This window comes from Ralstonia flatus, from assembly GCF_958439105.1.
GTDB lineage: Bacteria > Pseudomonadota > Gammaproteobacteria > Burkholderiales > Burkholderiaceae > Ralstonia > Ralstonia flatus.
In genome coordinates, this window is the sequence record NZ_CAUDLI010000002.1 from 612,479 (window position 1) to 636,351 (window position 23,873).

Genomic DNA, 23,873 nt, shown 5'->3' on the forward strand with positions numbered 1-23,873 from the left:
GGGGGGCTACTTGGACTTGCCGCCAACGACGACGGCAAGCTTGTTCTTCATTTCCAGCAACTTATGCACCTTGGCGCCCATCTTCATGAGTTGCTGCAGCGATTCGGCATCGAGCTTCTGCACGTCGTCGAACCAGTTCGTCATGAGCGTGATGAGCTGGTACATCTCCTTCATGCGCGCCTGGGCGTGGCGGTCGTCGGGGTCGGTCGGGGATTCGAGCATCACGTCGCGCAGCAGCGAGAGCGTGGGGTCGATCTCGCGCTTGCGGCGCTCCTCGGCCAGCGTACGGAAGATGGTCCAGATGTCGTCGGGGGCGGAAAAATATTCCCGCCGGTCGCCCGGCTTGTGCGAGAGGCGGACCAGCTTCCAGGACTCCAGCTCCTTCAGCCCGATGCTCACGTTCGAGCGCGAGAAGCCCAGCGCCTCGGCGATCTCGTCCGCGTTGATCGGCTCGCGCGCGGCGTAGAGCAGCGCGTAGATCTGCCCGACGGTGCGGTTGATGCCCCAGCGGCTGCCCATCTCACCGAAATGCAGGACGAAGCGCTGTTTCAAGGGAGAGAGTTGCATTGTTTTGATCTTTCTCAATTTTCAGGAATTTCTGAAATTTTAGGCGTCCTGCCGCGCAGTGCAATGTGACGCGCTGTCGCGGGCGTGCAGACGTTGCAGGGGGGCGTTCCGTGCCCCGTACATGTGAGTCCTCCTCACATGAAAACGTATGGCGTGTTGTTATCGCGATTTGCACTGCATTAAGACGGCCAGAATTAACGCAAATGAGGGATTAACGGAGCAGGTGGGCTGAGGTAATCGGCGTCGATTTACTGTAATGGCTTACTGGATATGAGGTAGACGTCCGATCATCATTTTCATCAGGCGGGAGCTGCTTAGGAAAATGGCGACTTTAAGAAAACAGCCTTCACAAAAAATGGGGTTATCTCGGTCTTAATAACGCGGCTTTCATGCCGATAACCGTTGCGAAGCAAATCATCAAAGGAGATTCCCCCATGCGTGTCAATGAACCTGTTACCCAGCGCGAATACGAGTTCCCGGACAACGCCACGCTCATGTCGACCACCGACACACAGAGCTACATCGCCTATGCCAACGCGGCGTTTGTGGAGGTGAGCGGTTTTTCCCGCGAAGAGATTGAAGGCAAGCCGCATAACATCGTGCGCCACCCGGATATGCCACCCGAGGCATTTGCCGATATGTGGGCCACGCTCAAGGCGGGGCAACCGTGGACGGCGCTGGTCAAGAACCGCCGCAAGAATGGCGACCATTATTGGGTGCGCGCCAACGCGACGCCCGTGGCGCGTAACGGCCGGACCAGCGGTTATATGTCGGTGCGCACCAAACCCACGCGGGAGGAAATCGCGGGGGCCGAGGCGCTCTACAAGGATTTCCGCACGGGCCAGGCGGGCAGCCGCAAGTTTCACAAGGGCCTGATCGTGAGAACCGGGCTGATGGCGTGGCGTTCGGTCTTTCAGGTCATGCCGGTGCGCTGGCGCATTCGGCTCACTTTTCTCACATTGCTGCCCGCGCTGGTGGCGCTGGCGTGGGGCTTCGGCATGTCCGGCGCAGCGCTCGGTGGTTTTGCCGGTGCGTTGCTCGTGGCCCTGGCGCTGGCGTCGTGGTCGTTGAAGGTTCAGATCGCCACGCCGCTCGAAAAGCTGCAGGAACTGGCGCTGAGTGTGGCCTCGGGCGAGAGCCGGAAAGTCGCCATTGCCGACCGGGTGGACGAGATCGGCATGACGCTGCGCACGATCAGCCAGCTTGGCCTGATGTTCCGCTGGCTGATCGACGATGTGGCGGAGCAGGTCGTCAACGTGCAATCGGCCAGTCAGGAAATCGCCAAGGGCAACGGTGACATCAACATTCGCACCGAACAAGCCGCCGCCAGCCTGGAAGAAACCTCCAGCTCGATGACGCAGATGACCGCCACCGTGGCCAGCAACGCCGAGACCGCGGGGCAGGCCAACACGTTGTCTGGGGAGGCCACGCAGGCGGCCGTCAATGGCGGTCGCGCCATGGAGCAGGTGGTGGCGACCATGAGCGCCATTTCGCAGAGCGCCAAGCAGATCGCCGACATCATCGGCGTGATCGACAGCATCGCCTTTCAAACCAACATCCTGGCGCTCAATGCTGCGGTGGAAGCCGCGCGCGCTGGCGAACAGGGGCGGGGTTTTGCCGTGGTGGCAGGCGAGGTGCGTGCGCTTGCGCAGCGCAGTGCCGGCGCCGCCAAGGAGATCAAGGAGCTGATCGGCACCAGCGTCGACAAGGTGGAATCGGGCTCGCGGCTGGTGGACGATGCCGGCAAGACCATGGACGACATCGTCGAACAGGTCAAAAAGGTCTCGGCCATGATTGCCGACATCAGCCTGGCGACGGCGCAGCAGACCGAGGGCATCACGCAGGTCAGCCAGGCGGTCAACCATCTGGATCAGGTCACGCAGGAGAACGCCACCCTGGTCGGCCAGAGTGCGGCTGCGGCGGAAGGCCTGCGCATTCAGGCCACGCGCCTGGTGGAGGCGGTGAACGTGTTCCGTTGAGCCCGAGGCAATTGCAAAAACCCCGTCGAACGCACATCGCGATTGTGCTGTCTTCGCCTACTATGCCTATGCAGTAACGTCCCTCAAAACGCACATTCTCTGGAGCGCAAACATGGCCTCACATGGTTTGATTGCCTGGTTGATCATCGGCGCGGTGGCGGGCTGGCTGGCCGGCATCCTCGTGAAGGGCGGCGGGTTCGGCATCTTCGTCGACATCGTGGTCGGCATCGTCGGCGCGTTCATCGGCGGATGGCTGGCCGGGGTGCTGGGCATCTCGCTGGGCGGCGGCTGGATCGGCTCGATCATCACGGCGGTGATCGGCGCGGTGATCCTGCTGTTCATCATCCGGCTGATCAAGCGCGCCTAGCGCGCGCACGCCGCGGCGCCAAGAACGGCGGTGGATGCGCATGTCATCCAACCGCCGGATTTCAACATGCACCGCATCACCTAGACTGGTTGAACCAAAGGGCAGCCCCGCCGCGCCACAAGCGCCGGCGGGGCCGGTACACGCTAATCCGGCGAGGCCACCATGTCTGACCAGTTCACCACCGCACCGCAAGAACTCTACGAAGGGTTCGAAATTCACGTTGTGCCAAGCCCGACTCGGGCCAACTCCACGCGCTACACCTACACCGGCTACGTGTGCCACCCCGGCGCCGATCCGCACCTGCCCGGTCATGTCGTGCCCTTTCATGCCGATGGCGATGACACCTTCCGCAGCCCCGAAGAGGCCATGGAGGAAGCCGTGCACGTGGCGCGCAGCATTGTCGACGGCTCGCATCCGGATCTGTCGGTGCTGTCGATCGTGACGCACGGCTACTGACGCCGAAGCTTGATCGGCAGCGTCCCTTCCCGTCAGTCTTGCTTGTGATGTGCCGGTCGCCCTTGGCGGCGGCCGACGCATTTGCTGTGCCGCACCATCCCGAATCGTGCTCGCACCGAAACCGTGCGGCGCGGTGCCCGCGCATGAGGCAAGCGCCCCGCCCGATTTCTGGGCAATTTCTCGCAAACCGCGATAGCGCAAGGCTCTGCGTCCTTGGCATACCTGTTGCATAGCACCATGGCGCGGGTCAAAGGCGATTCGCGCGCTTCGTGGTGAAGGCCCTGGTGCTCAGGGCTACTTGGACAACGGCGTCCCAGACCCCGGCTACTGCAGCCGGGCTCTCGGACGCCTTTCTTTTTTTTCGGCCCCTGATTGGTGGGATTCAACATGACCGGCAAAGCGACCCGAATCGACCTGTTCAGCCTGCGCACGCCGCAGATGCGCGCCTTTCATCTGACGTGGCTCGCGTTCTTCGTGTGTTTCTACGCGTGGTTTGCCTGCGCGCCGCTCATGCCGGTGCTCAAGGGCGAATTCCATCTCACACCTGGCCAGATCGCCAACATCAACATCGCCGCGGTGGCGGTGACGATCTTGGTGCGGCTGATTGTCGGGCCGTTGTGCGACCGCTTCGGGCCGCGCAAGACCTACACCGGCTTGCTGCTGCTGGGGGCCATCCCCGTGCTGGGCGTGGCACTGGCGCAAAGCTACGAGACCTTCCTGTTCTTCCGCCTGGCCATCGGCGCGATCGGCGCGAGCTTCGTCATCACGCAGTACCACACGTCGGTCATGTTCGCGCCCAACGTGGTGGGCACGGCCAACGCCGCGGCGGCCGGCTGGGGCAACGCAGGCGGCGGTGTGGCGCAAGGCACGATGCCGCTGCTGCTGACCGCCATCGTGATGATGGGCGTCACGCAGAGCATGGGCTGGCGCATCGCCATGGTGGTGCCCGGTGTGGCAATGCTGATCGTTGCGGCGCTGTACTGGCGCTATACGCAGGACTGCCCGGAAGGCAACTTCAGCGCGCTGCGCGCCGCCGGCAAGACCATCGACGGCGGCAAGAAGGGTGGCTGGGGCAGCTTCGTCACGGCGGCCGGCAACTACCGCGTGTGGCTGCTGTTCATCACCTACGGCGCGTGCTTTGGCGTGGAAATCTTCATCCACAACATCGCCGCCACTTACTACGTCGATCACTTTGGCCTGTCGCTCTCGGCTGCCGGCATGGCCGCGGCCAGCTTCGGCCTGCTCGCGCTGTTTGCCCGCGCGCTGGGCGGCATCGTGTCGGACCGCGTGGCAGCCAAGCGCGGCCTGGATGCGCGCACACAACTGCTGTGCCTGCTGATGCTGGGCGAGGGCCTCGGCCTGTTCGGTTTTGCCCATGCAGGCAGCGTGCCGGTGGCGATTCTGGCGATGCTCGGCTTCGGCCTCTTCACGCATATGGCGTGCGGTGCCACGTATGCGCTGGTGCCGTTCATCGATCGCCGTGCGCTGGGCGGTGTGGCCGGCATCATCGGCGCGGGCGGCAACGCGGGCGCGGTGGCGGCGGGCTTCCTGCTCAAGGGCATGGCCGATACGCAGGCCACGCTATCCATCCTCGGTGTGCTGGTGGCGCTGTCGGCCATCTGCGCCATCGCCGTGCGTTTCTCGGCAGAGCACAAGGCCCGCGAACAAGCGCTGTACGACAACACGCTGGCCGCCGCCGGCAACGCCTGAAAGAGGACATCACCATGACCATGAAGATCGTCGTCATTGGCCACGGAATGGTGGGCCACAAGTTTCTGGAAAGCCTGCTGCATGCGCCCGGCCATCACCTCCAGGTGACGGTGCTGTGCGAAGAGCCGCGCCCCGCCTACGACCGCGTGCACCTGTCGGAATTCTTCACGGGCAAGACGGCGGAAGATCTCTCGCTCGTGGCGCCGGGCTTTTTCGATCGCGATGACGTGGTGCTCAAGCTCAATGCCCGCGCCACGGCCATCGACACCATCGCCAAAACCGTGACAGCTTCCACCGGCGAAGTGCTGCCGTACGACAAGCTCGTCATCGCGTCGGGCTCGTCGCCGTTTGTGCCGCCGGTGCCGGGCCGCGACCGCAAGGACTGCTTCGTCTATCGCACCATCGAAGACCTGGAAGCCATGGCCGAATGCGGCCAGCGCGCCAAGACCGGCGTCGTCATCGGCGGCGGCCTGCTGGGGCTGGAATGCGCCAAGGCGCTGCGCGACATGAACCTGCAAACGCACGTGGTCGAGTTTGCCGGCCGCCTGATGGCGATGCAGGTGGACGACGGCGGCGGCCGCATGCTGCGCCGGAAGATCGAAGACCTGGGCGTGACCGTCCACACGCAGAAGAACACGTCGGAGATCGTCGACGGCGAAACGGCGACGCATCGCCTGAATTTTGCCGACGGCACGCACCTGGAAGCCGACATGGTCGTCTTCTCGGCCGGCATACGCCCGCGCGATGAACTGGCGCGCGCTTGCGGGCTGGAAGTGGGCGAGCGCGGCGGCATCGTGATCGACTCCGAATGCCGCACCTCCGCGCCGGATGTTTACGCGATTGGCGAATGCGCGCTGTGGGGCGGCAAGGTCTATGGCCTGGTTGCGCCCGGCTACGAGATGGCCCGCATCACCGCCAAGCAGATACTGGCGGCGGACGACGCGTCGGAGTTCAGCGGCGCCGACATGAGCACCAAGCTCAAGCTGATGGGCGTGGATGTCGCCAGCCTGGGCGATGCGCAGGGCGTGACGCCGGGCAGCCGCAGCGTGCTGTTCACGGATGAGCGCAAGCAGATCTACAAGAAGCTGGTGCTGTCGGAAGACGGCAAATACTTGCTGGGCGGCGTGCTGGTGGGCGATGCATCGGAATACGGCACGCTGCTGCAGATGATGCTCAATCGCATCGAGCTGCCCGAAGCACCGGAATTCCTGATCCTGCCGCAGGCCGATGGCAATGCGCGTCCGGCGCTGGGCGTGGATGCGCTGCCCGACAGCGCGCAGATCTGCTCGTGCAACGATGTATCGAAGGGCGCGTTGTGCCAGGCCGTGTGTGCCGGCGCCACGTCCGTGGGTGCGCTCAAGGACGCGACCAAGGCCGGCACCTCGTGCGGCGGCTGCGTGCCGCTCATGACGCAGGTGATGAAGGCCGAGATGAAGAAGCAGGGCCTGGCCGTCAACAACCACATCTGCGAGCACTTTCCGTATTCGCGCCAGGAGCTGTATCACCTCGTGCGCGTGGGCCGAATCCAGTCCTTTGAAGCGCTGCTGGAAGCGCACGGCAGCGGCATGGGCTGCGACATCTGCAAGCCGGCTGTGGCGAGCATCCTCGCTTCGTGCTGGAACGACTTCGTGCTCAAGAAGGAGCACGCCAGCCTGCAGGATTCCAACGACTACTTCCTCGCCAACATCCAGAAGGACGGGACGTACTCCGTGGTGCCGCGCATGCCGGGCGGCGAGGTCACGGCAGACGGCTTGATCGCCGTAGGCCAGGTCGCCAAGAAGTACGGGCTGTACACCAAGATCACCGGGGGCCAGCGTGTCGACCTCTTCGGTGCGCGCCTGGAGCAACTGCCGCTGATCTGGGAAGAATTGATCGCGGCCGGCTTCGAGTCGGGTCACGCGTATGGCAAATCGCTGCGTACGGTGAAGTCGTGCGTGGGATCGACGTGGTGCCGCTATGGCGTGGGCGATTCGGTGGGTTTTGCGATTGCGCTGGAGAACCGCTACAAGGGCCTGCGCTCGCCGCACAAGATCAAGTTTGGCGTGTCGGGCTGCACGCGTGAATGCGCGGAGGCGCAAGGCAAGGACGTCGGCATCATCGCTACGGAGAAGGGCTGGAACCTGTACGTGTGCGGCAACGGCGGCATGAAGCCCCGTCATGCCGAACTGCTGGCGGCCGACCTCGATCAGGAAACGCTCATCAAGTATGTCGACCGCTTCCTGATGTTCTACGTGCGCACGGCCGACCGCCTGCAACGCACCAGCACATGGCGCGACAACCTCGAAGGCGGTCTCAACTATCTGAAGGACGTGGTCGTCAACGACAAGCTCGGCATCGTGGCCGAACTCGAAGCCGAGATGCAGCATGTGGTCGACACCTATCAGGACGAATGGAAGACCGCTGTGACGAACCCCGACGTGCGCAAGCGCTTCCGCCACTTCGTCAACAGCGAAGCGAAGGACACGAATGTCGTCTTCGTCGAAGAGCGCGGCCAGATTCGCCCCGCCACGGTCGAGGAGCGTGCCAAGACGCGGCCCGTGCGCATTCCCGTTGTTGCTGAAGCCGCTTGAGCCCGAGAGAAGAGGAGAACGCCATGCAAGCATCCCGTTGGACGCCCATCTGCGCCGTGGACGACATCGTTCCCAACACCGGCGTCTGCGCGCTGGTGGACGGTGACCAGGTTGCCGTGTTCCGTGTGGCCGGCAACACGTCGCAAGGCGTGTACGCCATCGGCAACTACGATCCGAATTCCCATGCTGCCGTGCTCTCGCGCGGGCTCATCGGCAATCTCGGCGAGCGCATTGTCGTGGCCTCGCCGATCTACAAGCAGCACTTCGACCTGATCACCGGCGAGTGCCTGGAAGCGCCGGCCAACTCTGTGCACGCGTACGCGACCAAGGTCGAGAACGGCACCATCTGGGTGGGAGTATGAGCATGACGTCGGCGCGCCCCAAGCTGGTCGTCATCGGCAACGGCATGGCCGGCATGCGCACGGTCGAAGAACTGCTCAAGCTCGCGCCGGACCTGTACGACATCACCGTGTTTGGCGAAGAGCCGCACGGCAACTACAACCGCATCCTGCTCTCGCCTGTGTTGGCGGGCGAAAAGCAGGTTGACGACATCATGCTCAACACGCGTGAGTGGTACGCGCAGAACCGCATCACGCTGCATGCGGGCGATCCGGTGGTCGCCATCGATCGCCCGCGCCGCACGCTGCGCTCGCGAGACGGCGTGGAGATGCGCTACGACCGCCTGCTGATCGCCACCGGCTCGCGGCCGTTCATCCTGCCGGTGCCGGGGCATCTGCTGCCGGGCGTGATCGCCTTCCGCGACATCCAGGACGTGGAGACGATGCTGGAGGCGGCGCGCAACCATCGGCATGCCGTCGTCATCGGCGGCGGCCTGCTCGGGCTCGAAGCGGCCAACGGGCTGATGCGCCAAGGCATGGACGTGACGGTCGTGCACCTGCCCGACACGCTGATGGAGCGTCAGCTGGACAAGCCCGCCGCGCAACTGCTGCAGAAGGCGCTGGAAGCCAAAGGCCTGCGCTTCCTGCTCGGCGCGCACACGGCGGAGCTGCTGGGCACCGACCGCGTGACCGCCGTGCGCTTCAAGGATGGCACCGAGATCCCCGCGGATCTCGTCGTCATGACGGCCGGCGTACGCCCGAACATCGAGCTTGCCAAGGCGGCCGGCCTGCATTGCGAACGCGCCATCATCGTTGACGACACGCTGCAGACCTACGACCCACGCATCTACGCCGTGGGCGAATGCGTGCAGCACCGCAGCGCAACGTTCGGCCTCGTCGCACCTATCTGGGACCAGGCCCGCGTGTGCGCCGCGCACCTGGCCGGCGCCGGACACCGCCGCTATGTCCAGCAGGCAACGGCCACCAAGTTGAAGGTCACCGGCGTGGACTTGTATTCGGCGGGCGATTTCATCGGCGGCGACGGTACCGAAGACATCGTGCTGCGCGACCCGCGCCGCGGCGTCTACAAACGACTCGTCCTGAAGGAAGACCGCATCGTCGGCGCGGTGCTGTACGGCGACGTGGCCGACGGCCCGTGGTACTTCGACCTGATCCAACGCGAGGTGCCCATCACGTCGATCCGCCAGCGCCTGTTGTTTGGCCGCGCGCTGTGCGAAGCGGAAGCGGCGTAATGAACACCGGCAAGACGCAAAGCTGGCAACACCCTTTGCACGCCGCCGGTGTGGCAGTTGAAGCCCTAGATGGCGCCTTGAATTTCTGTTGCAGGGAGGAAAAAGAGGGGAGGCCTGTTTGAGCGAAGCGAGTTTGCCTCCCCTCCCTCCCTGCGACATAAATTCAAGGGGAGGTCGCCATCTCGGGCGCGCCTTTCTTTGCTTACTTTCTTTGGCAAGACAAAGAAAGTGAGTCGCCCCCGGCAGGGGGTGAAACAAGGGATGCACGACAAACGCACAGCAATACGGAAATGACGATGACCACCATCCCCCTCCACCCAGCAACCAACGCCGTACGCACCACCTGCCCCTACTGCGGCGTCGGCTGCGGCGTGCTAGCGACCCCGCAAGCGGATGGCAGCGTCAGCATTCAAGGCGATCCAACGCACCCCGCCAACGCAGGGCGCCTATGCGTAAAGGGCGCCGCGCTGGGGGAAACCGTCAGCCTAGAAGGCCGCCTCCTGTATCCCGCCATCCGCGAACGTTCGCATGACCTCGACGCCTCCATTGCCCCGCTGCAGCGCGTGACATGGGATACCGCCCTCGACACCGTCGCCCAGGGTTTCCGCCGCATCATCGACGAACACGGCCCCGATGCGGTCGCGCTCTATGTCTCCGGCCAGTTGCTGACCGAGGATTACTACGTCGCCAACAAGCTGATGAAGGGCTTCATCGGCACGGCCAACATCGATACGAACTCTCGGCTGTGCATGTCGTCGGCTGTGGCCGGCCACAAGCGCGCGTTTGGCGAAGACCTCGTTCCTGTCTGCTATGACGATCTGGAAATGGCGGACCTCATCGTGCTGGTCGGCTCCAACACGGCGTGGTGCCACCCGATCCTGTTCCAGCGCATCGTGCGCGCCAAGGAAGCGCGGCCCGAGATGAAAGTGGTGGTGGTCGACCCGCGCCACACGGCCACGTGCGAGCTGGCCGATCTGCATCTGCCCATCAAGCCCGGTACCGATGTGCGGCTCTTCAACGGCCTGCTGTCGTTCCTCTCGCGGCGCGGCGTGGTGGACAGGAACTTCGTCACGCTGCATACCAACGGCCCGGACGCCGCGTTGGAAGCCGCCGGCACCGAGAGCGAAGACGTCGAAGCCGTCGCCAGGGCCTGCAAGCTCAAACTCGACGATCTGCTCACCTTCTACAGCTGGTTTGCCGACACCGAACGCACCATCACCGCGTTCTCGATGGGTGTGAATCAGTCGACAGCGGGCACGGACAAGGTCAACAGCATCATCAACTGCCACTTGCTCACGGGCCGCATCGGCCGCGCGGGCATGGGGCCGTTTTCGATTACCGGCCAGCCGAATGCCATGGGCGGCCGCGAGGTGGGCGGGCTGGCGAACATGCTGGCCGCGCACATGGAGCTGAACGAGCCGTCGCATCGCGATCTCGTGCAGACGTTCTGGGGCGCGCCGCGCATGGCCGACAAGGCGGGCCTGAAGGCGGTCGATCTGTTCAACGCCATTGAAGACGGGCGCGTCAAGGCCGTGTGGATCATCGGCACCAACCCCGTGGTCAGCCTGCCGGATGCGGACCAGGCGCGCCGTGCGCTCGCCAAGTGCGAACTCGTCGTCGCGTCCGACATCGTTGAAGCCACCGACACGACCGTGCTGGCCGACATCCTGCTGCCCGCGCTCGGCTGGGGCGAAAAAGACGGCACGGTGACGAACTCCGAGCGCCGCATCTCGCGCCAGCGCGCCTTTCTGCCCGCACCCGGCGAGGCACGCGCCGACTGGGACATCATCGCCGACGTCGCCCGCCGCATGGGCTACGACGGCTTCGACTTCAAGCGCGTGCACGATGTGTTCGACGAACACGCGCGTCTGTCCGCCTACGCCAACGGCGCGAGCGGCATTCGCCGCGCCTTCCACCTCGGCGGCCTGGCGGGCCTCGATGCCGATGCATACGACGGCATGTTGCCGGTGCAATGGCCCATCACAACGTCGGGCAACGGCGAAGCGCGCCTCTTCAGCGATGGCCGCTTTGCCCACGCCGATGGCCGTGCGCGCTTCGTGCCGACGCCGGCCCGCGCGCCCGCGCATGCGGCCGACAGCGAATATCCGCTCATCCTCAACACGGGCCGCGTGCGCGACCAATGGCACACCATGACGCGCACCGGCCGCGCGCCCAAGCTGGCGGATCACGTGCCCGAACCGTTCGTCGATCTGCACCCGCACGATGCGCTGCTGGCCGGCGTGCGCGAGGGCGGCCTTGCGCGCGTGTCGTCGCGCTGGGGCAGCGTGGTGGCGCGTGTGCGCATGACGGGCGGCATCGCGCGCGGCAGCGTGTTCGTGCCGATCCACTGGAACGGCCAGTTTGCTTCCGATGCGCGCGTGGGTGCGGTCGTCAACCCGGTGGTCGACCCGGTGTCCGGCGAGCCCGAGTTCAAGCACACGCCGGTGATGGTCGAGCCGTTCGATGTGGCGTGGCACGGTTTCGTGCTCTCGCGCCGCGCGCTCGACACCGACGATGCAACGTGGTGGACGCGCATCCAGGGCAAGCAGTTCGTGCGCTATGAGCTGGCCGGTCGCCAGCAACTGGGTGCCGTACACGATTGGGCGCGTGCGCTGCTCGGCGTAGCGGATCCGCACGCCGACTGGCTCGAATACGAAGACGCCACCGCGCGCGTCTACCGCGCCGTGCATGTCGTGGACGACCGCATCGAAGCCTGCGTGTTTCTCTCGCCGCGCCCGGACCTGCCGTCGCGCAACTGGCTGGCCGGCCTGTTCGCGCAAGAACGGCTGGAAGACGTCGACCGGGCGGGCGTGCTGCTCGGCCAGCCGATCGAAGCCGGCGTCGACGTCGGTCCCACCGTCTGCTCATGCTTTGGCGTGGGCCGCAACACCATCTGCGATGCCATCCGCACGCAGGGCCTGCAATCCACCGGCGAGATCACGGCCTGCCTGAAGGCGGGCGGCAATTGCGGCTCGTGCGTGCCGGAGCTGAAGCGGTTGCTGGTGGAGGCGCGCGTGCAGCAGGCGGCGTGACTTTGCTTGGTGACGAGGTTTTGCGCCGTGTTGCCACCATCGTTAGAACAACGGTTCGCACGTGTAGCTTGCACACGTACCGCACGAACGGTGGTCCGGCTTGTAAGAACCGTCAGGTCATCAGGGGAGAATGGAGTGCAGTACGGCATTGCGTGAGAAATCCCCCAACATGCCCTCAGCGGTTGCCTGATCCTCGGGTGACTTCGGGGATGCCAGAAAGCGAGTGCGATAACGCAATGCGTCCGGTAAAGAAGCCATAGAGGCAGCGACAACGCAGTTGAGATTGCTTTCGCAAGGTGCGCCACCAGCGTTATAGGCCCGCACAACGTTCGCATAGCAGTCCAACTGAGGCTGGTTGCTCACGCGTTCACTCAACATGCAACGCATCATTGAGTACTCTGGTACGTCGCCTCGAATCGCGATCGCCGCTTCAAGCTTGCTCAATGCGCCCGCATAGTCACGTCGGCCGGCATGCTCGCTTGCTTCTTGCGCCAGCAAGAACGCTCGTTTCGACTCTGACGTCGGCACTGGCTTAGCCTGGGCAGCGACTCCACTCGATTGCGTTGAAACTTGCTCCTCTTGCCGTGGTGCGACCGGAGTGTTGGTACCACTGTCAGTGCAACCGAAAAGCCCTGCGCCCACCAGAGCAAGAGACAGCAACCATGCTTGATTTCTAGACATTGATGACTCCACTCTTGACTTTGCCAGGGACCACTTGAATCGGTATCGCGATTGCGCCACGGGGTGGGTTAGGTACCGCGTGACCCTCATCGCCTTTGTAGATGTACCCACCTGTGATGAGCAGCTCAATTTTCATCGAGGGGTCCGCTTTCGGCAGTTTCAATACGGCCGAGCCAATGGGCGAGAAATTATCCTTCGGCCAAACGCCAGGTTCGTTGTCCAAGCCCAGCGGAGTACTCGGCCCTTCGATGTCATTTATGCGAAGGGAGGCCGAGGCAAAGAAATGCGTCTTACCTATTCTTCCGGCGCTGGTGTAGCCCATAGCACTCAACCAAATGGACTCTTCCGCACCGCCGCTCTTCACTGCGAGCCCCCCCTTGAGATTGAACGCGCCATTCATGCCCACGCCTTCCGCAAACAAGTGGGCCCATTGGTTGATTTGATAGCTGGGCTGCGCAAGCTGATAGCGATACTCGCGACTTTCCTGCCCCCTATCATTTCCCACCATCAGGGCCGTCTTCACCATACCTGGCACTGAGCCAGCCGACTGGGGCTTGCCGAATTTGACGGCCAACACGTCGGTCGTCTCAGATTCATGCAGCTCCGTCTCTCCAAGAGCATTGGTAACGCCCTTGATGACGCTGCCGTCCTTCTTGGTGATTTCGTATGCGCGGTTGGCAACCGGCTTGTTGTCTGCGGGACGGATCAGTCGGAACTTGCGACCCACGTCGCCCGAATCAAACTGCGGCAGCGCCTCATTGACGCCCTCCGGCCCCGGCACGTCGAAGTTCCCCGTATGCAGGTGGATGAGCGTCGGCCCAAAGGCCTCGACCTTCCCATCCGCAATCCGAATCCCCGCGTCGCCGCTCATGAGCGTGATGCCCGTCTTGGCATTGAGCAGGATGGTGCCGTCCGTGGCGGTGACGACCACGTCCTGTCTGGCGTTGGCAGTGATGCTCTTCTGGTGCGCTTGCAATACGAGTTGCCCCTGATGGGCGATTCCCTTCCATTCACCGCTGTGTGCGAACAGACTGATGCCGGTGCCAGCGTTGACGAGGTATTGCTGCCCTGCGGTCTGTTGCTGGTTCAGCTTGGAAACGGTGTCGATGTGTTGGCCCGCGTAGCTGGTCAGGCTCTTGGGGCTAGCCAAGGCAATACCGGCCGACGCGTAGGCGCCCAGCAGGGGCTGGCCACCTTGGCCTGGCTTGTCCTGATGGTTGTTGGCGCCGGCATCCCATTCCTCAATGGCTTTGGCGAGTGTCGATTGCGGACCGGCGTCGGTTTTCAGGGCTTCATGCTGACTGCTGTAGTCGCCCAGGGATTTCGCGGCTTCGAGCGCGGCCTCCATGCAGCGGATGAACTCTTGCCGGTCGAGGTGGCCGCCCACGGCAGTAACCTGCCCCTCGGTGGTGAGGAACAAGCCCTTAGCCCCACGGATGGCGCCATGCCCATCGGTGCGCAGATCAAAACCCTCGCCTCTCTGGTCTTTGCGCCCGGGGTTGCCGGGCACACCGGTCAGGTAGCCCAGATTGAGCTGGCTGGTCTGGTGGTCAGACGACAACTGGGCCTGGATCTGGCCCTGCGTGTCATCCATCAGCAGGTGGTTGCGCCGCTTCCCGAACAGTTCCTTGCTGGCAATGCCCGAGAGGGCATGCTGACCGGGCAGTTGCCATGGCGGCAGATTCAGCTGGTTCGGCACCCGCCCAATAATGATCGGCGTGTTCGGGTCACCATTGAGGTAATCGACGAGGACTTCCTGCCCAATGCGCGGGACATGCATGGCACCGAACTGGTCACCCGACCAGCCGTTGGCGACGCGGATCCACGGCGAGGAGTTTTCGTTGTACTGGCCGTAGCGGTCCCACTCGAACTGGACCTTGACGCAACCGAAGTCGTTGGTCCAGACCTCCTGGTTCTCGGGGCCGGTGACGACGGCGCGCTGAATACCCTTGACGCGCGGTTTTGCGGTGGTCAGCGGTGGGCGGAAGACTTCATCCGTCGGGTGGGCTTCAAAGCGGACGTGACAGGCGTAACGCTGGGTGCTGCCCGATTGGACGGCGACGTCTTCGAGTTCGAGCTCAGTGCTGACGACGAGAAATTCCCGGTTGAGGTCATCCTTGTCGTGATTGGCGATCTGATAGGTGCAGCCAGCAGCGAGGCCGCGCAAGGCGCCGGCACCGCGTGCACGCCGTCCTTGCGATCGACGCTCCTCCATGCGGATGCGAGCGCGCTGGCTGCCAACGTCTCGGCTGGTGTAGACGCCGGGGTCGTATTCGTAGCGTTCGAACTCGGAGTGGTGCGTGTCACGCGGCAACCTGTCGCCCGTGGTGAGATCGGCCTTGGGCTGGCGCGGGTCGTAGTCTTTGAGGGTGATCTTGCCGGTACGGAGGCGGTTGATGGGTTCAAACCGGGTGAGGTGTTCTTCGTCGACCTTCAAGCCCTGCGGGTAAATCGGTAGCGTGTGATACGCAGCGCTGGGGAATTTGCGCCACGCGCCGGATTCGCTCACCAGCACGAGGCGGTGGTGGCCGCCGTCGTGCTCGAAGAAGTACGTGATGCCCCATTCTTCGGTGAGGCGTTGGAAGAAGTCGAAATCCGTTTCGCCGTGCTGGACTTCCCATTCGAGTTTGGGGAAGACGCTTTCGTCTAGGCGTTTGTCGACGCTGAAGGTGTAGTCGGCCAGGACTTCATCGAGGATGTCGATGACGCTCTTGTTCTGGAAGGCTTTGTAGTCGCTGGTCTGGGTAGCGAGCCACAGCCATGGGCGCAGGGTGTAGCGGTAGAGACGGTTGTCGCTCACACCGCCAACTTGTTCGACAGCGCTGATGACGCCAGTAATTTGGCGCTCGCCGGCACCAACACCACCCGTCAAGCCGGTACCGATGCCGTCTAACTCAATCGTCAACGTCATCTCTAGGCCGATGGCATCGTCCAGGTCGGCTTCGAGCATGGCTTGCTCGGCAGCCAGGGATACGGGACGCAGGTCGACCGTGTAGGTGAACAGTTCGCTCAGGGCTTCGCGGCCAGTGACGCGCACGAATTCCAACTGCGGTTGACCGAGCAATTCCGGGATCGCAGCACTCGTGGCTTTGACTGTGCGGTGAGGACCGGGTGGAGGGATGGCGTTACGCGCGTTCCCGGGGCGGTCGATGCGACGGGTGTTCTGACTCACGAGCGGTCTCCCAGTAGATGTCAAGAGGGAACATGCTCATGGCCCTGTCGCGTCGGCGGAGCGGAATTGACGAAACTTGACGCAATGCTCGAGTCGGACCCGTACTGTGGGCGGCGGAGGGCCGCCTATGCACGAATAGGTTTCGGCGAGCGCCCGGCTAGCCATTCCGCAATCTCGCAACTAATCCAAATTTTATCCGGGCGATATTGCTGTGTTAATTAAACCCGGGTAGAATGCGTTCCTGTTGAAACTTCAGCAGGAGCCTTTCTCATGGATGCCGCAGCAACCCAAGCGTGCACGGCGTTTGCCGGCACGCAGCGCCTGGCCGCCGGGCCCGTCCGCGACGTCGCCCGGGCCGTCAAGATCCACGTCGATGCACACCCCGAATCGCAGGTGCTGGTGTTCGACCGCACCACCGCGCAGCCCGTGGAATTCGACTTGCGCGGCACGGTGGAAGACGTGCTTGCGCGCCTCGATCCAACCGCATCGTCTGCCACGCAACCGGCCGAGTCCGATAGTCGCCCGCGTGGTCCTGGCCGTCCCAAGCTGGGCGTGATCGCGCGCGAGGTCACCTTGCTGCCGCGCCACTGGGACTGGCTGGCCGCGCAGCCGGGCGGGGCATCGGTTACGCTGCGCAAGCTCGTGGAAGATGCGCGCCGCGCTGCCGAAGGCGCCGACCGCCGCCGGACTGCGCAAGAGGCGGCGTACCGCTTCATGTCGGCGATGGCCGGCAACGCCGCGGGCTTTGAAGAGGCCACGCGCGCCCTGTTTGCCGCAGATGCCGCGGCGTTCGAATCCCTCACACACTCCTGGCCCGCCGACGTGCGCGACTTTGCGCGCGAACTGGCGAGCCGGGCCTTCAATCCTCAACAGGAGGCTGCATGACAGCGCCTGCTGCTCGCCCGTTGTGGCGAACATTCATCGCATTCCTCGGCCCGCTGATCCTGGCCAACATCCTGCAATCGTTGTCGGGCACGCTCAACAACGTCTATGTGGGGCACATGCTGGGCGTGAAGGCCCTCGCCGCGGTGTCGGCGTTCTTCCCGATCCTGTTCTTCTTCATCGCTTTCATCATCGGGCTCGGCTCCGGTGCGGCGGTGCTGATCGGGCAGGCGTGGGGCGCCAAGAAGCCAGAGGCAGTCAAGACCGTGGCCGGGACAACGTTGTCGGTGGGCTTCATCGTCGGGCTGGCGGTGGCGCTGCTGGGCGGCCCGTTCGCCAACGCGCTGCTGGGGTGGCTCGGCACGCCGGCCGACATCCTGCAAGACGCCACGCTCTACGCCAGCGTCATGCTCTATGCCATGCCGGGCCTGTTCGTCTACCTGCTGGCCACGGCGATGATGCGCGGCGTGGGGGACACGCGCACGCCTTTGCGCACGCTCGCACTGTCGACGGCGATCGGGCTGGTGCTGACGCCGACCTTCATTCGCGGCTGGTTCGGCTTGCCGCAGCTGGGCGTGGCAAGCGGCGCCGCGGCGACCATCATCTCGTTCACGATCGCGCTGGTGTGGCTCGCCTTCTTCCTGCGCCGCCGCAACCATCCGCTCGCGCCCGATGCCGTGCTGGCGCGGCATCTGTGGGTCGATCTGGGTGTGCTCAAAACCGTGCTGCGGATCGGCGTGCCGACGGGCGTGCAGCTTGTGGTCATCTCGATTGCCGAACTGGCGCTGCTGTCCTTCGTCAACGGCTTCGGCTCCGACGCAACGGCCGCGTACGGCGCCGGCACGCAGATCATCAGCTACGTGCAGTTTCCCGCCATGTCGATTGCGATCACGGCGTCCATCCTCGGGGCTCAGGCCATCGGTTCGGGCAATACGGAGCGGCTCGACGCCATCACGCGCACGGGGCTGTGGCTCAACGTGGCTATTACCGGCGTGCTGGTGCTGATGGCGTTGCTGTTCTCGCGCGCCGTCATCGGCTGGTTCACCACGAGCACGGAAGTGATGAGCCTTGCGCAGAGCCTGCTGCACATCTCGCTGTGGAGTTCGGTCATCTTCGGCATGGCGAGCGTCTTCTCGGGCGTGATGCGCTCAAGCGGCACGGTGATGGCGCCCACGGCGATTTCCATCCTCGCCATTGCGGCGGTGGAAGTGCCGGTGGCCTGGGTGTTGAGCCGCCATATCGGCACCGACGGCATCTGGGCTGCGTATCCGGCCGCCTTCCTCGCCATGTTCGTGATGCAGGGGCTGTATTACGCGCTCGTGTGGCGACGCCGCGCGCAGCGGTTCGGCATCCGCCGCATGGTGTGACGACACCGCCGCCGGTTGCCAGGTGGGGCCGGCGGTGGAGCGCGTGCGGGACTTACGCCGCGCTCTCGCGCAAGACCTTCTTGTTGATCTTGCCGACGCTCGTCTTCGGGATCTCCGCCACGAAGGCGATGCGATCTAATTCCGGCACGGCGTATTTGCTGATGCGTTTGGCGTCGGCGTGTGCCAGCAGGCAATCGCGAATGGCTTCAGCCTTCAGCCGCACGCCCGGCTTGCTTACGACAAACGCCATTGGCCGTTCGCCCCACTTGGCGTCGCGCACACCAATCACGGCGCTCTCCTGCACGCCCGGCACCTGGGCGATCAGGCTTTCCACTTCAATCGACGACACCCATTCACCGCCGGTCTTGATCACGTCCTTGATGCGGTCGACGATCTGCACGAAACCCTCGGGCGTCATGACGGCGATGTCCTGCGTGTGCAGGTAGCCACCGGCCCACAGTTCTTCCGATGCTTCCGGCTTGTTGAAATAGCTTTGCGTGAGATACGGCGTACGCAGCACGATCTCGCCCTGGTGCTTGCCGTCGTGCGGCACATCGCGCAGATGCTCGTCGACGATGCGCAACTCGGCCAGCGGGACGGGGCGCCCCGTGGCGCAGCGCATGCGGATCTCTTCCTGCCGGTCTGCTGGCTTGCGGCCAGGCGGCAGTTGCGCGAGCGCCACCACGGGGCCGGTTTCGGACATGCCATAACCGGCAAACACGTCAATGCCTCGCGAAAGCGCCGCTTCGCAGAGTGCCGGAGACAGTGCCGAGCCGCCAATCAGGACCTTCCATCCTGACAGGTCATGCATGCCGCCTTCTGCCGCCTGCAGCAGCATCTGCAGCAGTGTCGGGACGCAATGCGAGAAGGTCACGCGCTCCGTGTCGTGCAGCTTGAGGAGCAGGTCGGCGGCGTAGCGGCCCGGCAGGACCATCTTCAAGCCGAGCATGATGGCGATGTACGGCATGCCCCACGCCAGCACGTGGAACATCGGCGTGATCGGCATGTAGACATCTTCACGGTGCAGGCGCTGGCCATCGCGCGGTGCGCACAGCGTCGTGGCAGTCGCCATGGTGTGCAGCACGATGTCGCGGTGGCTGTAGCTCACGCCTTTCGGGTCACCGGTCGTGCCGGTTGTATAGAACGTCGCGGCCCGCGTGCGTTCGTCGAAGTCGGCAAATACAAAATCGGGCGAGGCATGGGCGAGCAGTGCTTCGTATTCGCCAGCCACCCGCAGCGTGGTGTGCGGCATGGGGGCGTTGTCGGCCAGCACGACAACGTGGCGTACGCTCGTCAACTCGGCCCAGATCTGTTCCAGCATCGGAACGAAGTCGGCGTGCACGAGCACGACTTCGGCCCGCGCATCGTTGAGCGTGTAGAGGATCTGCTGGGCTGAGAGCCGCACATTCACGGTGAACAGCGTTGCACCCATCATCGGCACGCCGAAATAGCACTCGAGGTAGCGGTGGCTGTCCCAATCCATGACGGCCACGGTCGAGCCGTGTTGAACCGTCAGTGTGCTCAGCGCCGATGCGAGCCGGCCGATGCGCTCGCGAAACGTGCGATAGCTGTAGCGCAGTGCACCGCGATACGTGATTTCCTGCTCGCCATGGAGGCATTGCGCGTTGATCAGCAAGTGCTTGACGAGCAGCGGATAGGTGTACGCCGAAGGTGTCGGGGTGATGAGGTTCACAGGCATGGTCTGGAGCGCGTTGTTCGGTATGCAGGTTCGTACGGGCGGGGCAATTCAGGCGTCGTCATCCAGCTGGATGACGATGTGGCCGTCGGCCTCGTGAATGGCGTAGGTCTTCAGGCACAGGCCGCCCGCGCCGGGCACGCAACCGGTGGCGAGGTTGAAGCGCAGGCCGTGTGCCGGGCACTGCAATACGTTGCCATCCAGACGCCCCGAGGCGAGCGATGCGCCGTTGTGCGGGCAGCTGTTGTCGACGGCATGAAGCCGGCCTTCGACGTTGAAGACGACAATGCTGCGACCGTTGGCGAAGACGAGCTTGCGCTGGCCGGCGGGAAGATGGCTGGCCGACGTCACGATGATGTTGCGCGCCATGGTGTTCACTACGCGTCCTCTTGAGGTTGCATTGGTGATAACAACAGCGCGCTCTGCATGGCGCGCACGAGCGTGCTTGCCGGATGCGCTCCCGAGACCGCTACGCCCGAGTTGAAGACGAAATGCGGCACCCCGGAAACGGTCACGCCTCGGCCGACCGGCTTGCAGACGCTGGGTGGGCCCGCATCGAGCGCTATCGCGCGGGCGACGTTGTGCTCGACCTCCAGGCTTTGCAGCACGTTTTCATTACCGATGTCTGCGCCTTCCACAAAATAGGCACTGAAGATGCGTTCGATAAGCTGAGCCGGCTGTCCGCCAGCGTCGATCCGGCGATATTTCCGAACCACGCCGTGCGCGCGCTCGGTATTGGGCAGGACGTTGATGCGCGAGAAATCGAAGTCGATGCTGGCGGCTTGCCCGGCGCGCTGCACCTGGGCACGCCGCATCGCGACGGCTGTAGGGGTGCCGTGGCGGCTGAGGTAGAACGCCTGGTAAGGGAGCCCTTCGGCCGGGGTGTCCGGCAACAGGGGGTAGGGGCGCCACCGCACCTTGGTTTTCACCTCCGGATGCAGCGCTGCGAACGTGCGTAGCGCGCTCGAAAGATGGCGCGTACCGATCCAGCACCACGGGCAGATGAAGTCGAAGAAGACATCGATCGTGAGCGATGCGCGCCGACGGTTCCCGCCTGCCGGTATTCCCCGCACGGGGCGGTCAAACGAGTTCATGGATCAGCGCTTCCGCCCCCGGCCACGGGCCAAAGCCCGATGCCGGATTGAGGTGTCCGACCTCCCCGAGATCGACCAGACGGCTGCCCCAGTCGGCGGCCATGCCGGCCACGCGTTCGAACGCGGCCAGCGGGTCGTTCCGGCTCGCGGCGACGACGCTTGGAAACGGCAGCGGATGCCGCGGGCAGGGCAGCCAGCCGTTTTCCTGCAGCACGTCGTGCGTGGGGTAGCCCGAAGGCAGGGGCGTGTCGAGATCGGCCGGCGTGGCCAGCAAAGCGCCGTGGATCTTGCGCGTGTGCCGCCGGGCCCAATGCACGGTGATCATCACGCCTGCGCTGTGCGCTACCAGAATCACCGGACCCTCGATGGCGCTGAGGGCCTTGTCCAACGCTGCGACCCGTGCCGCGCAGCTCAACCTGTCGACCTCCAGCGGCGGGACCGACGCAGCCTTGTGGCCTGCCGCCCGGAGTTCGGCTTCGAGCAATGTCTGCCAGTGTTCGGCCACGTGGTCGCGCAGGCCGGGTACGAAGAGGAGGGTGGGAGCGGTGTTGGACAACGTCATGATGAAACGCCATGCAGAAAAAAAGCGAGGAGGTCGCCCTCCTCGAATGCCGACCGGGGAGACGGCGGAGTCCGCCTCCCGTGGTGCTTTCGGGACCAGTCGCTCAGAACTTGTGACGGATGCCGACGGCCGCGCCCAGCATGCTGGTCTTGCCCGCGGCGAGGCCATAGCCCGTGGCGTTGAGATCCACCGTGGCCTGATCCAGCGCGAGGCCTGCGTTGCGCGCATACGCCGTCGTCAGATACAGGTCGGTGCGTTTGGAAAGCGTGTAGTCGGCAATGAACGCCAACTGCCACGGGTTGGCCTGTGTGGAAGGTGCGCTGTTGATGGTCTTGATCTTCTGATACGAGTATTCGAGCGAGAGCATCAGCGCGCTCGTCGCCTGATAGTTGGCGCCGGCCCAGAAGTAGTCGTCGCGCAGTGCCACGCTGCCGTTGGCGTTCTTGTTCTGGCCCCAGCGGTAGCCGCCCATGACCTTGAGCACATCGCCAACGAGGTAGCTGCCCGCCAGCGCCGCCTTGCGCACCGTGCCGGAGCTGAATGCGCCGCCGCCCAGCGGCGTGCTCGGGTTGTACTGGTCGTACGCGAGCGTGGCGCCCAGGGGCCCCGCCGAATAGGCCACCCCCGCGCCGTAGCCGCTGTCGCGCCGCGCCTGGCCTGGCACTTCGCCGTTGCCGCCGCCGGTCGGGTTGGTGCTCGGCGCGCCGGTGCCGAACGACCAATGGGCCTGTGCCGTCACCGGGCCGAAGTTGCCCGTGTACATCGCCGTGTTGTCGGAGCGGAAATTCACGCCGGTCTGCACGGCCGCCGGTTCGTACTGCGTGGAATACGCCATCGGCTCGAAGTTGGCCAGCAACTGGAACAGCGTCGTGTACTGGCGGCCGAAGGTGAACTGCCCGATCGTGCTGCTCTTGAGCCCAACGTAGGCCTGACGCCCGAACAGCCGTCCGCCTTGCTGCGATTGGCCCGTGTCGCTCGCAAAGCCGCTTTCCAGCACGAACAGTGCGCTCAGTCCGCCGCCCAGATCCTCCACGCCGCGCAGGCCCCAGCGCGAGCCTGAGAGCCCGCCGCTTTGCATGGACACGCGATTGCCCGAGCTGCCCGGCGTGGCGCCCGGCAGGTTCGTCGCATATTCGATGTTGGTGTCGACGACGCCGTACAGCGTGACGCCGGATTGCGCACAGGCTGCGCCGGCACAGGCCAGCAGCGCCGCGGGGGCGAGGTGCTTCGTCTTCATGTTGCAGGGTCTCCTCTTGGTGTGATCGCCGACGGGTCCGATGTGTCCCGACGGTCGTTAGAACGGCTTGCCGCCGATGATGCCGGCACGCTCCATCTTGCGATGGCACGGCGCGTAATCCATGACGGCGTAATGCTGCGTGGCGGTGTTGTCCCAGATCGCCACGCTGTTCGGTTTCCAGCGCCAGCGCACCTGGTATTCAGGAATGTAGGCCTGGCTGATGAGGTAGCGCAGCAGCTCCGACGCGCCGCCGGTGGCGTCCTGTCCGAAGCGCACGCGCGCCGGTGTGTGGTAGTTCGTGAAGTGCGTCGTGAAGCCGTTCACGTACAGCACCTTCTCGTCGGTCTCGGGGTGCGTGCGCACCACGGGGTGTTCCGGATCGGGATATTGCGCCTTGAGCGCGAGGCGCTTTTCGATCGGCATGACCGCGCCAAAGCTGGCTTCGATGCTGTGGCGCGCACGCAGGCCGGCGATGTCGCGCTTGACGTCTTCGGGCAGGTTTTCGTAGGCCAGCACCATGTTGGCCCACATGGTGTCGCCACCAACCGGCGGGCATTCCACGCAGCGCAGCACAGCGCCGAACTGCGGTGCCTCGCGCCAGGTGGTGTCGGCGTGCCAGCAGTTTTCGTAGCGGTCGTTCGGGTGATCGGGCGTCTTGTAGATGCGCACGAGGCCCGGGTGCTCCGGGTCGCTGCCGGCCACGGGGTGGTCTTCCAGATCGCCGAAGCGGCGGGCAAACGCGACGTGCTGCGCGCGGCTCAGGTCCTGGTCGCGCAGGAAGATCACGCGGTGCTTGAGCAGCGCGGCGCGGATCTCGCCGAACAGGCCTTCGTCTTCGATGGCGTCGCGCAATTGCACGCCGGTCAGCTCGGCACCCAGGGCGTTGGTCAGTTGTTCAATGCGCATGACG

19 protein-coding genes are annotated in these 23,873 nt (G+C 64.4%); 10 read left to right on the forward strand and 9 right to left on the reverse strand.

Annotated features, from left to right (window positions below; translation table 11 throughout):
* Positions 1 to 6 precede the first annotated feature (6 nt).
* Positions 7 to 567: a GbsR/MarR family transcriptional regulator gene (locus R2676_RS06500; protein WP_004627541.1), complete on the reverse strand. Its 561-nt coding sequence runs from the start codon at positions 565 to 567 to the stop codon at positions 7 to 9.
* A gap of 434 nt (positions 568 to 1,001) precedes the next feature.
* On the opposite strand from R2676_RS06500, the gene R2676_RS06505 reads away from it, so the two are divergent.
* The 8 genes from R2676_RS06505 (at position 1,002) to R2676_RS06540 (ending at position 12,272) form a co-directional block, all read left to right on the forward strand.
* Positions 1,002 to 2,546 carry a methyl-accepting chemotaxis protein gene (locus R2676_RS06505; protein WP_206273556.1) on the forward strand — a complete coding sequence of 515 codons (1,545 nt, stop codon included), beginning with the start codon at positions 1,002 to 1,004 and terminating at the stop codon, positions 2,544 to 2,546.
* Positions 2,547 to 2,658: 112 nt separating this feature from the next.
* The gene (locus tag R2676_RS06510) at positions 2,659 to 2,913 is read left to right on the forward strand and encodes a GlsB/YeaQ/YmgE family stress response membrane protein (RefSeq protein ID WP_004627540.1); all 255 of its coding nucleotides are present in this window, start codon (positions 2,659 to 2,661) and stop codon (positions 2,911 to 2,913) included.
* Positions 2,914 to 3,075: 162 nt separating this feature from the next.
* On the forward strand, positions 3,076 to 3,369 hold the full coding sequence (locus R2676_RS06515) for a hypothetical protein (RefSeq protein ID WP_027679162.1): 294 nt from the start codon (positions 3,076 to 3,078) through the stop codon (positions 3,367 to 3,369).
* Positions 3,370 to 3,756: 387 nt separating this feature from the next.
* The gene (locus R2676_RS06520; RefSeq protein ID WP_027679161.1) at positions 3,757 to 5,079 is read left to right on the forward strand and encodes an MFS transporter; all 1,323 of its coding nucleotides are present in this window, start codon (positions 3,757 to 3,759) and stop codon (positions 5,077 to 5,079) included.
* 14 nt (positions 5,080 to 5,093) lie between these two features.
* Entirely contained in the window at positions 5,094 to 7,649 is a 2,556-nt protein-coding gene (gene nirB, locus R2676_RS06525; RefSeq protein WP_206273555.1) for a nitrite reductase large subunit NirB, read from the forward strand.
* A gap of 23 nt (positions 7,650 to 7,672) precedes the next feature.
* Positions 7,673 to 8,011 carry a nitrite reductase small subunit NirD gene (nirD, locus tag R2676_RS06530; RefSeq protein WP_206273554.1) on the forward strand — a complete coding sequence of 113 codons (339 nt, stop codon included), beginning with the start codon at positions 7,673 to 7,675 and terminating at the stop codon, positions 8,009 to 8,011.
* Between the two features lie 2 nt (positions 8,012 to 8,013).
* Positions 8,014 to 9,240 (forward strand): NAD(P)/FAD-dependent oxidoreductase, encoded by a 1,227-nt coding sequence (locus tag R2676_RS06535; protein ID WP_206273665.1) that lies wholly within the window; start codon positions 8,014 to 8,016, stop codon positions 9,238 to 9,240.
* A gap of 290 nt (positions 9,241 to 9,530) precedes the next feature.
* Positions 9,531 to 12,272, forward strand: coding sequence for a molybdopterin-dependent oxidoreductase (locus R2676_RS06540; RefSeq protein WP_206273553.1), 2,742 nt, complete (start codon positions 9,531 to 9,533; stop codon positions 12,270 to 12,272).
* A gap of 120 nt (positions 12,273 to 12,392) precedes the next feature.
* Here R2676_RS06540 and R2676_RS06545 read toward each other — a convergent pair whose 3' ends face one another.
* On the reverse strand, positions 12,393 to 12,770 hold the full coding sequence (locus R2676_RS06545; protein ID WP_206273552.1) for a hypothetical protein: 378 nt from the start codon (positions 12,768 to 12,770) through the stop codon (positions 12,393 to 12,395).
* Between the two features lie 175 nt (positions 12,771 to 12,945).
* Positions 12,946 to 16,074: a type VI secretion system Vgr family protein gene (locus R2676_RS06550; RefSeq protein WP_206273664.1), complete on the reverse strand. Its 3,129-nt coding sequence runs from the start codon at positions 16,072 to 16,074 to the stop codon at positions 12,946 to 12,948.
* A gap of 321 nt (positions 16,075 to 16,395) precedes the next feature.
* On the opposite strand from R2676_RS06550, the gene R2676_RS06555 reads away from it, so the two are divergent.
* Both R2676_RS06555 and R2676_RS06560 read left to right on the forward strand, forming a co-directional pair.
* Entirely contained in the window at positions 16,396 to 17,010 is a 615-nt protein-coding gene (locus R2676_RS06555) for a DUF2239 family protein (RefSeq protein ID WP_206273551.1), read from the forward strand.
* Positions 17,007 to 18,374: an MATE family efflux transporter gene (locus R2676_RS06560; protein WP_206273550.1), complete on the forward strand. Its 1,368-nt coding sequence runs from the start codon at positions 17,007 to 17,009 to the stop codon at positions 18,372 to 18,374. Before R2676_RS06555 ends, R2676_RS06560 begins: the two co-directional genes overlap by 4 nt.
* Positions 18,375 to 18,426: 52 nt before the next feature.
* On the opposite strand, the gene R2676_RS06565 is transcribed toward R2676_RS06560, so the two are convergent.
* From R2676_RS06565 to R2676_RS06590, 6 genes are all read right to left on the reverse strand, one after another.
* Positions 18,427 to 20,073, reverse strand: a complete 1,647-nt coding sequence (locus tag R2676_RS06565; RefSeq protein ID WP_206273549.1) for a fatty acid--CoA ligase — start codon at positions 20,071 to 20,073, stop codon at positions 18,427 to 18,429.
* 48 nt (positions 20,074 to 20,121) lie between these two features.
* On the reverse strand, positions 20,122 to 20,439 hold the full coding sequence (locus tag R2676_RS06570; RefSeq protein ID WP_206273663.1) for a Rieske (2Fe-2S) protein: 318 nt from the start codon (positions 20,437 to 20,439) through the stop codon (positions 20,122 to 20,124).
* An 8-nt stretch (positions 20,440 to 20,447) separates the two neighbouring features.
* Entirely contained in the window at positions 20,448 to 21,164 is a 717-nt protein-coding gene (locus tag R2676_RS06575; protein WP_316856769.1) for a DsbA family oxidoreductase, read from the reverse strand.
* A complete protein-coding gene (locus R2676_RS06580) occupies positions 21,151 to 21,726 on the reverse strand; it encodes an RBBP9/YdeN family alpha/beta hydrolase (protein ID WP_206273547.1) in 576 nt (191 codons plus the stop codon). Before R2676_RS06580 ends, R2676_RS06575 begins: the two co-directional genes overlap by 14 nt.
* 103 nt (positions 21,727 to 21,829) lie before the next feature.
* The gene (locus R2676_RS06585; protein ID WP_206273546.1) at positions 21,830 to 22,963 is read right to left on the reverse strand and encodes a porin; all 1,134 of its coding nucleotides are present in this window, start codon (positions 22,961 to 22,963) and stop codon (positions 21,830 to 21,832) included.
* A gap of 57 nt (positions 22,964 to 23,020) precedes the next feature.
* Positions 23,021 to 23,869, reverse strand: coding sequence for a TauD/TfdA dioxygenase family protein (locus R2676_RS06590; protein WP_206273545.1), 849 nt, complete (start codon positions 23,867 to 23,869; stop codon positions 23,021 to 23,023).
* Between the last annotated feature and the right edge of the window lie 4 nt (positions 23,870 to 23,873).

What these genes read in the sequence shown, in the direction of transcription:
- nirD (WP_206273554.1), top strand. Translation starts at nt 7,673, where the DNA reads ATGCAAGCATCCCGTTGGACGCCCATCTGCGCCGTGGACGACATCGTT.
- R2676_RS06505 (WP_206273556.1), top strand. Translation starts at nt 1,002, where the DNA reads ATGCGTGTCAATGAACCTGTTACCCAGCGCGAATACGAGTTCCCGGAC.
- R2676_RS06585 (WP_206273546.1), bottom strand. Translation starts at nt 22,963, where the DNA reads ATGAAGACGAAGCACCTCGCCCCCGCGGCGCTGCTGGCCTGTGCCGGC.
- R2676_RS06515 (WP_027679162.1), top strand. Translation starts at nt 3,076, where the DNA reads ATGTCTGACCAGTTCACCACCGCACCGCAAGAACTCTACGAAGGGTTC.
- R2676_RS06575 (WP_316856769.1), bottom strand. Translation starts at nt 21,164, where the DNA reads ATGAACTCGTTTGACCGCCCCGTGCGGGGAATACCGGCAGGCGGGAAC.
- R2676_RS06580 (WP_206273547.1), bottom strand. Translation starts at nt 21,726, where the DNA reads ATGACGTTGTCCAACACCGCTCCCACCCTCCTCTTCGTACCCGGCCTG.
- nirB (WP_206273555.1), top strand. Translation starts at nt 5,094, where the DNA reads ATGACCATGAAGATCGTCGTCATTGGCCACGGAATGGTGGGCCACAAG.
- R2676_RS06535 (WP_206273665.1), top strand. Translation starts at nt 8,014, where the DNA reads ATGACGTCGGCGCGCCCCAAGCTGGTCGTCATCGGCAACGGCATGGCC.
- R2676_RS06520 (WP_027679161.1), top strand. Translation starts at nt 3,757, where the DNA reads ATGACCGGCAAAGCGACCCGAATCGACCTGTTCAGCCTGCGCACGCCG.
- R2676_RS06540 (WP_206273553.1), top strand. Translation starts at nt 9,531, where the DNA reads ATGACGATGACCACCATCCCCCTCCACCCAGCAACCAACGCCGTACGC.
- R2676_RS06500 (WP_004627541.1), bottom strand. Translation starts at nt 567, where the DNA reads ATGCAACTCTCTCCCTTGAAACAGCGCTTCGTCCTGCATTTCGGTGAG.
- R2676_RS06590 (WP_206273545.1), bottom strand. Translation starts at nt 23,869, where the DNA reads ATGCGCATTGAACAACTGACCAACGCCCTGGGTGCCGAGCTGACCGGC.
- R2676_RS06565 (WP_206273549.1), bottom strand. Translation starts at nt 20,073, where the DNA reads ATGCCTGTGAACCTCATCACCCCGACACCTTCGGCGTACACCTATCCG.
- R2676_RS06555 (WP_206273551.1), top strand. Translation starts at nt 16,396, where the DNA reads ATGGATGCCGCAGCAACCCAAGCGTGCACGGCGTTTGCCGGCACGCAG.
- R2676_RS06560 (WP_206273550.1), top strand. Translation starts at nt 17,007, where the DNA reads ATGACAGCGCCTGCTGCTCGCCCGTTGTGGCGAACATTCATCGCATTC.
- R2676_RS06510 (WP_004627540.1), top strand. Translation starts at nt 2,659, where the DNA reads ATGGCCTCACATGGTTTGATTGCCTGGTTGATCATCGGCGCGGTGGCG.
- R2676_RS06570 (WP_206273663.1), bottom strand. Translation starts at nt 20,439, where the DNA reads ATGGCGCGCAACATCATCGTGACGTCGGCCAGCCATCTTCCCGCCGGC.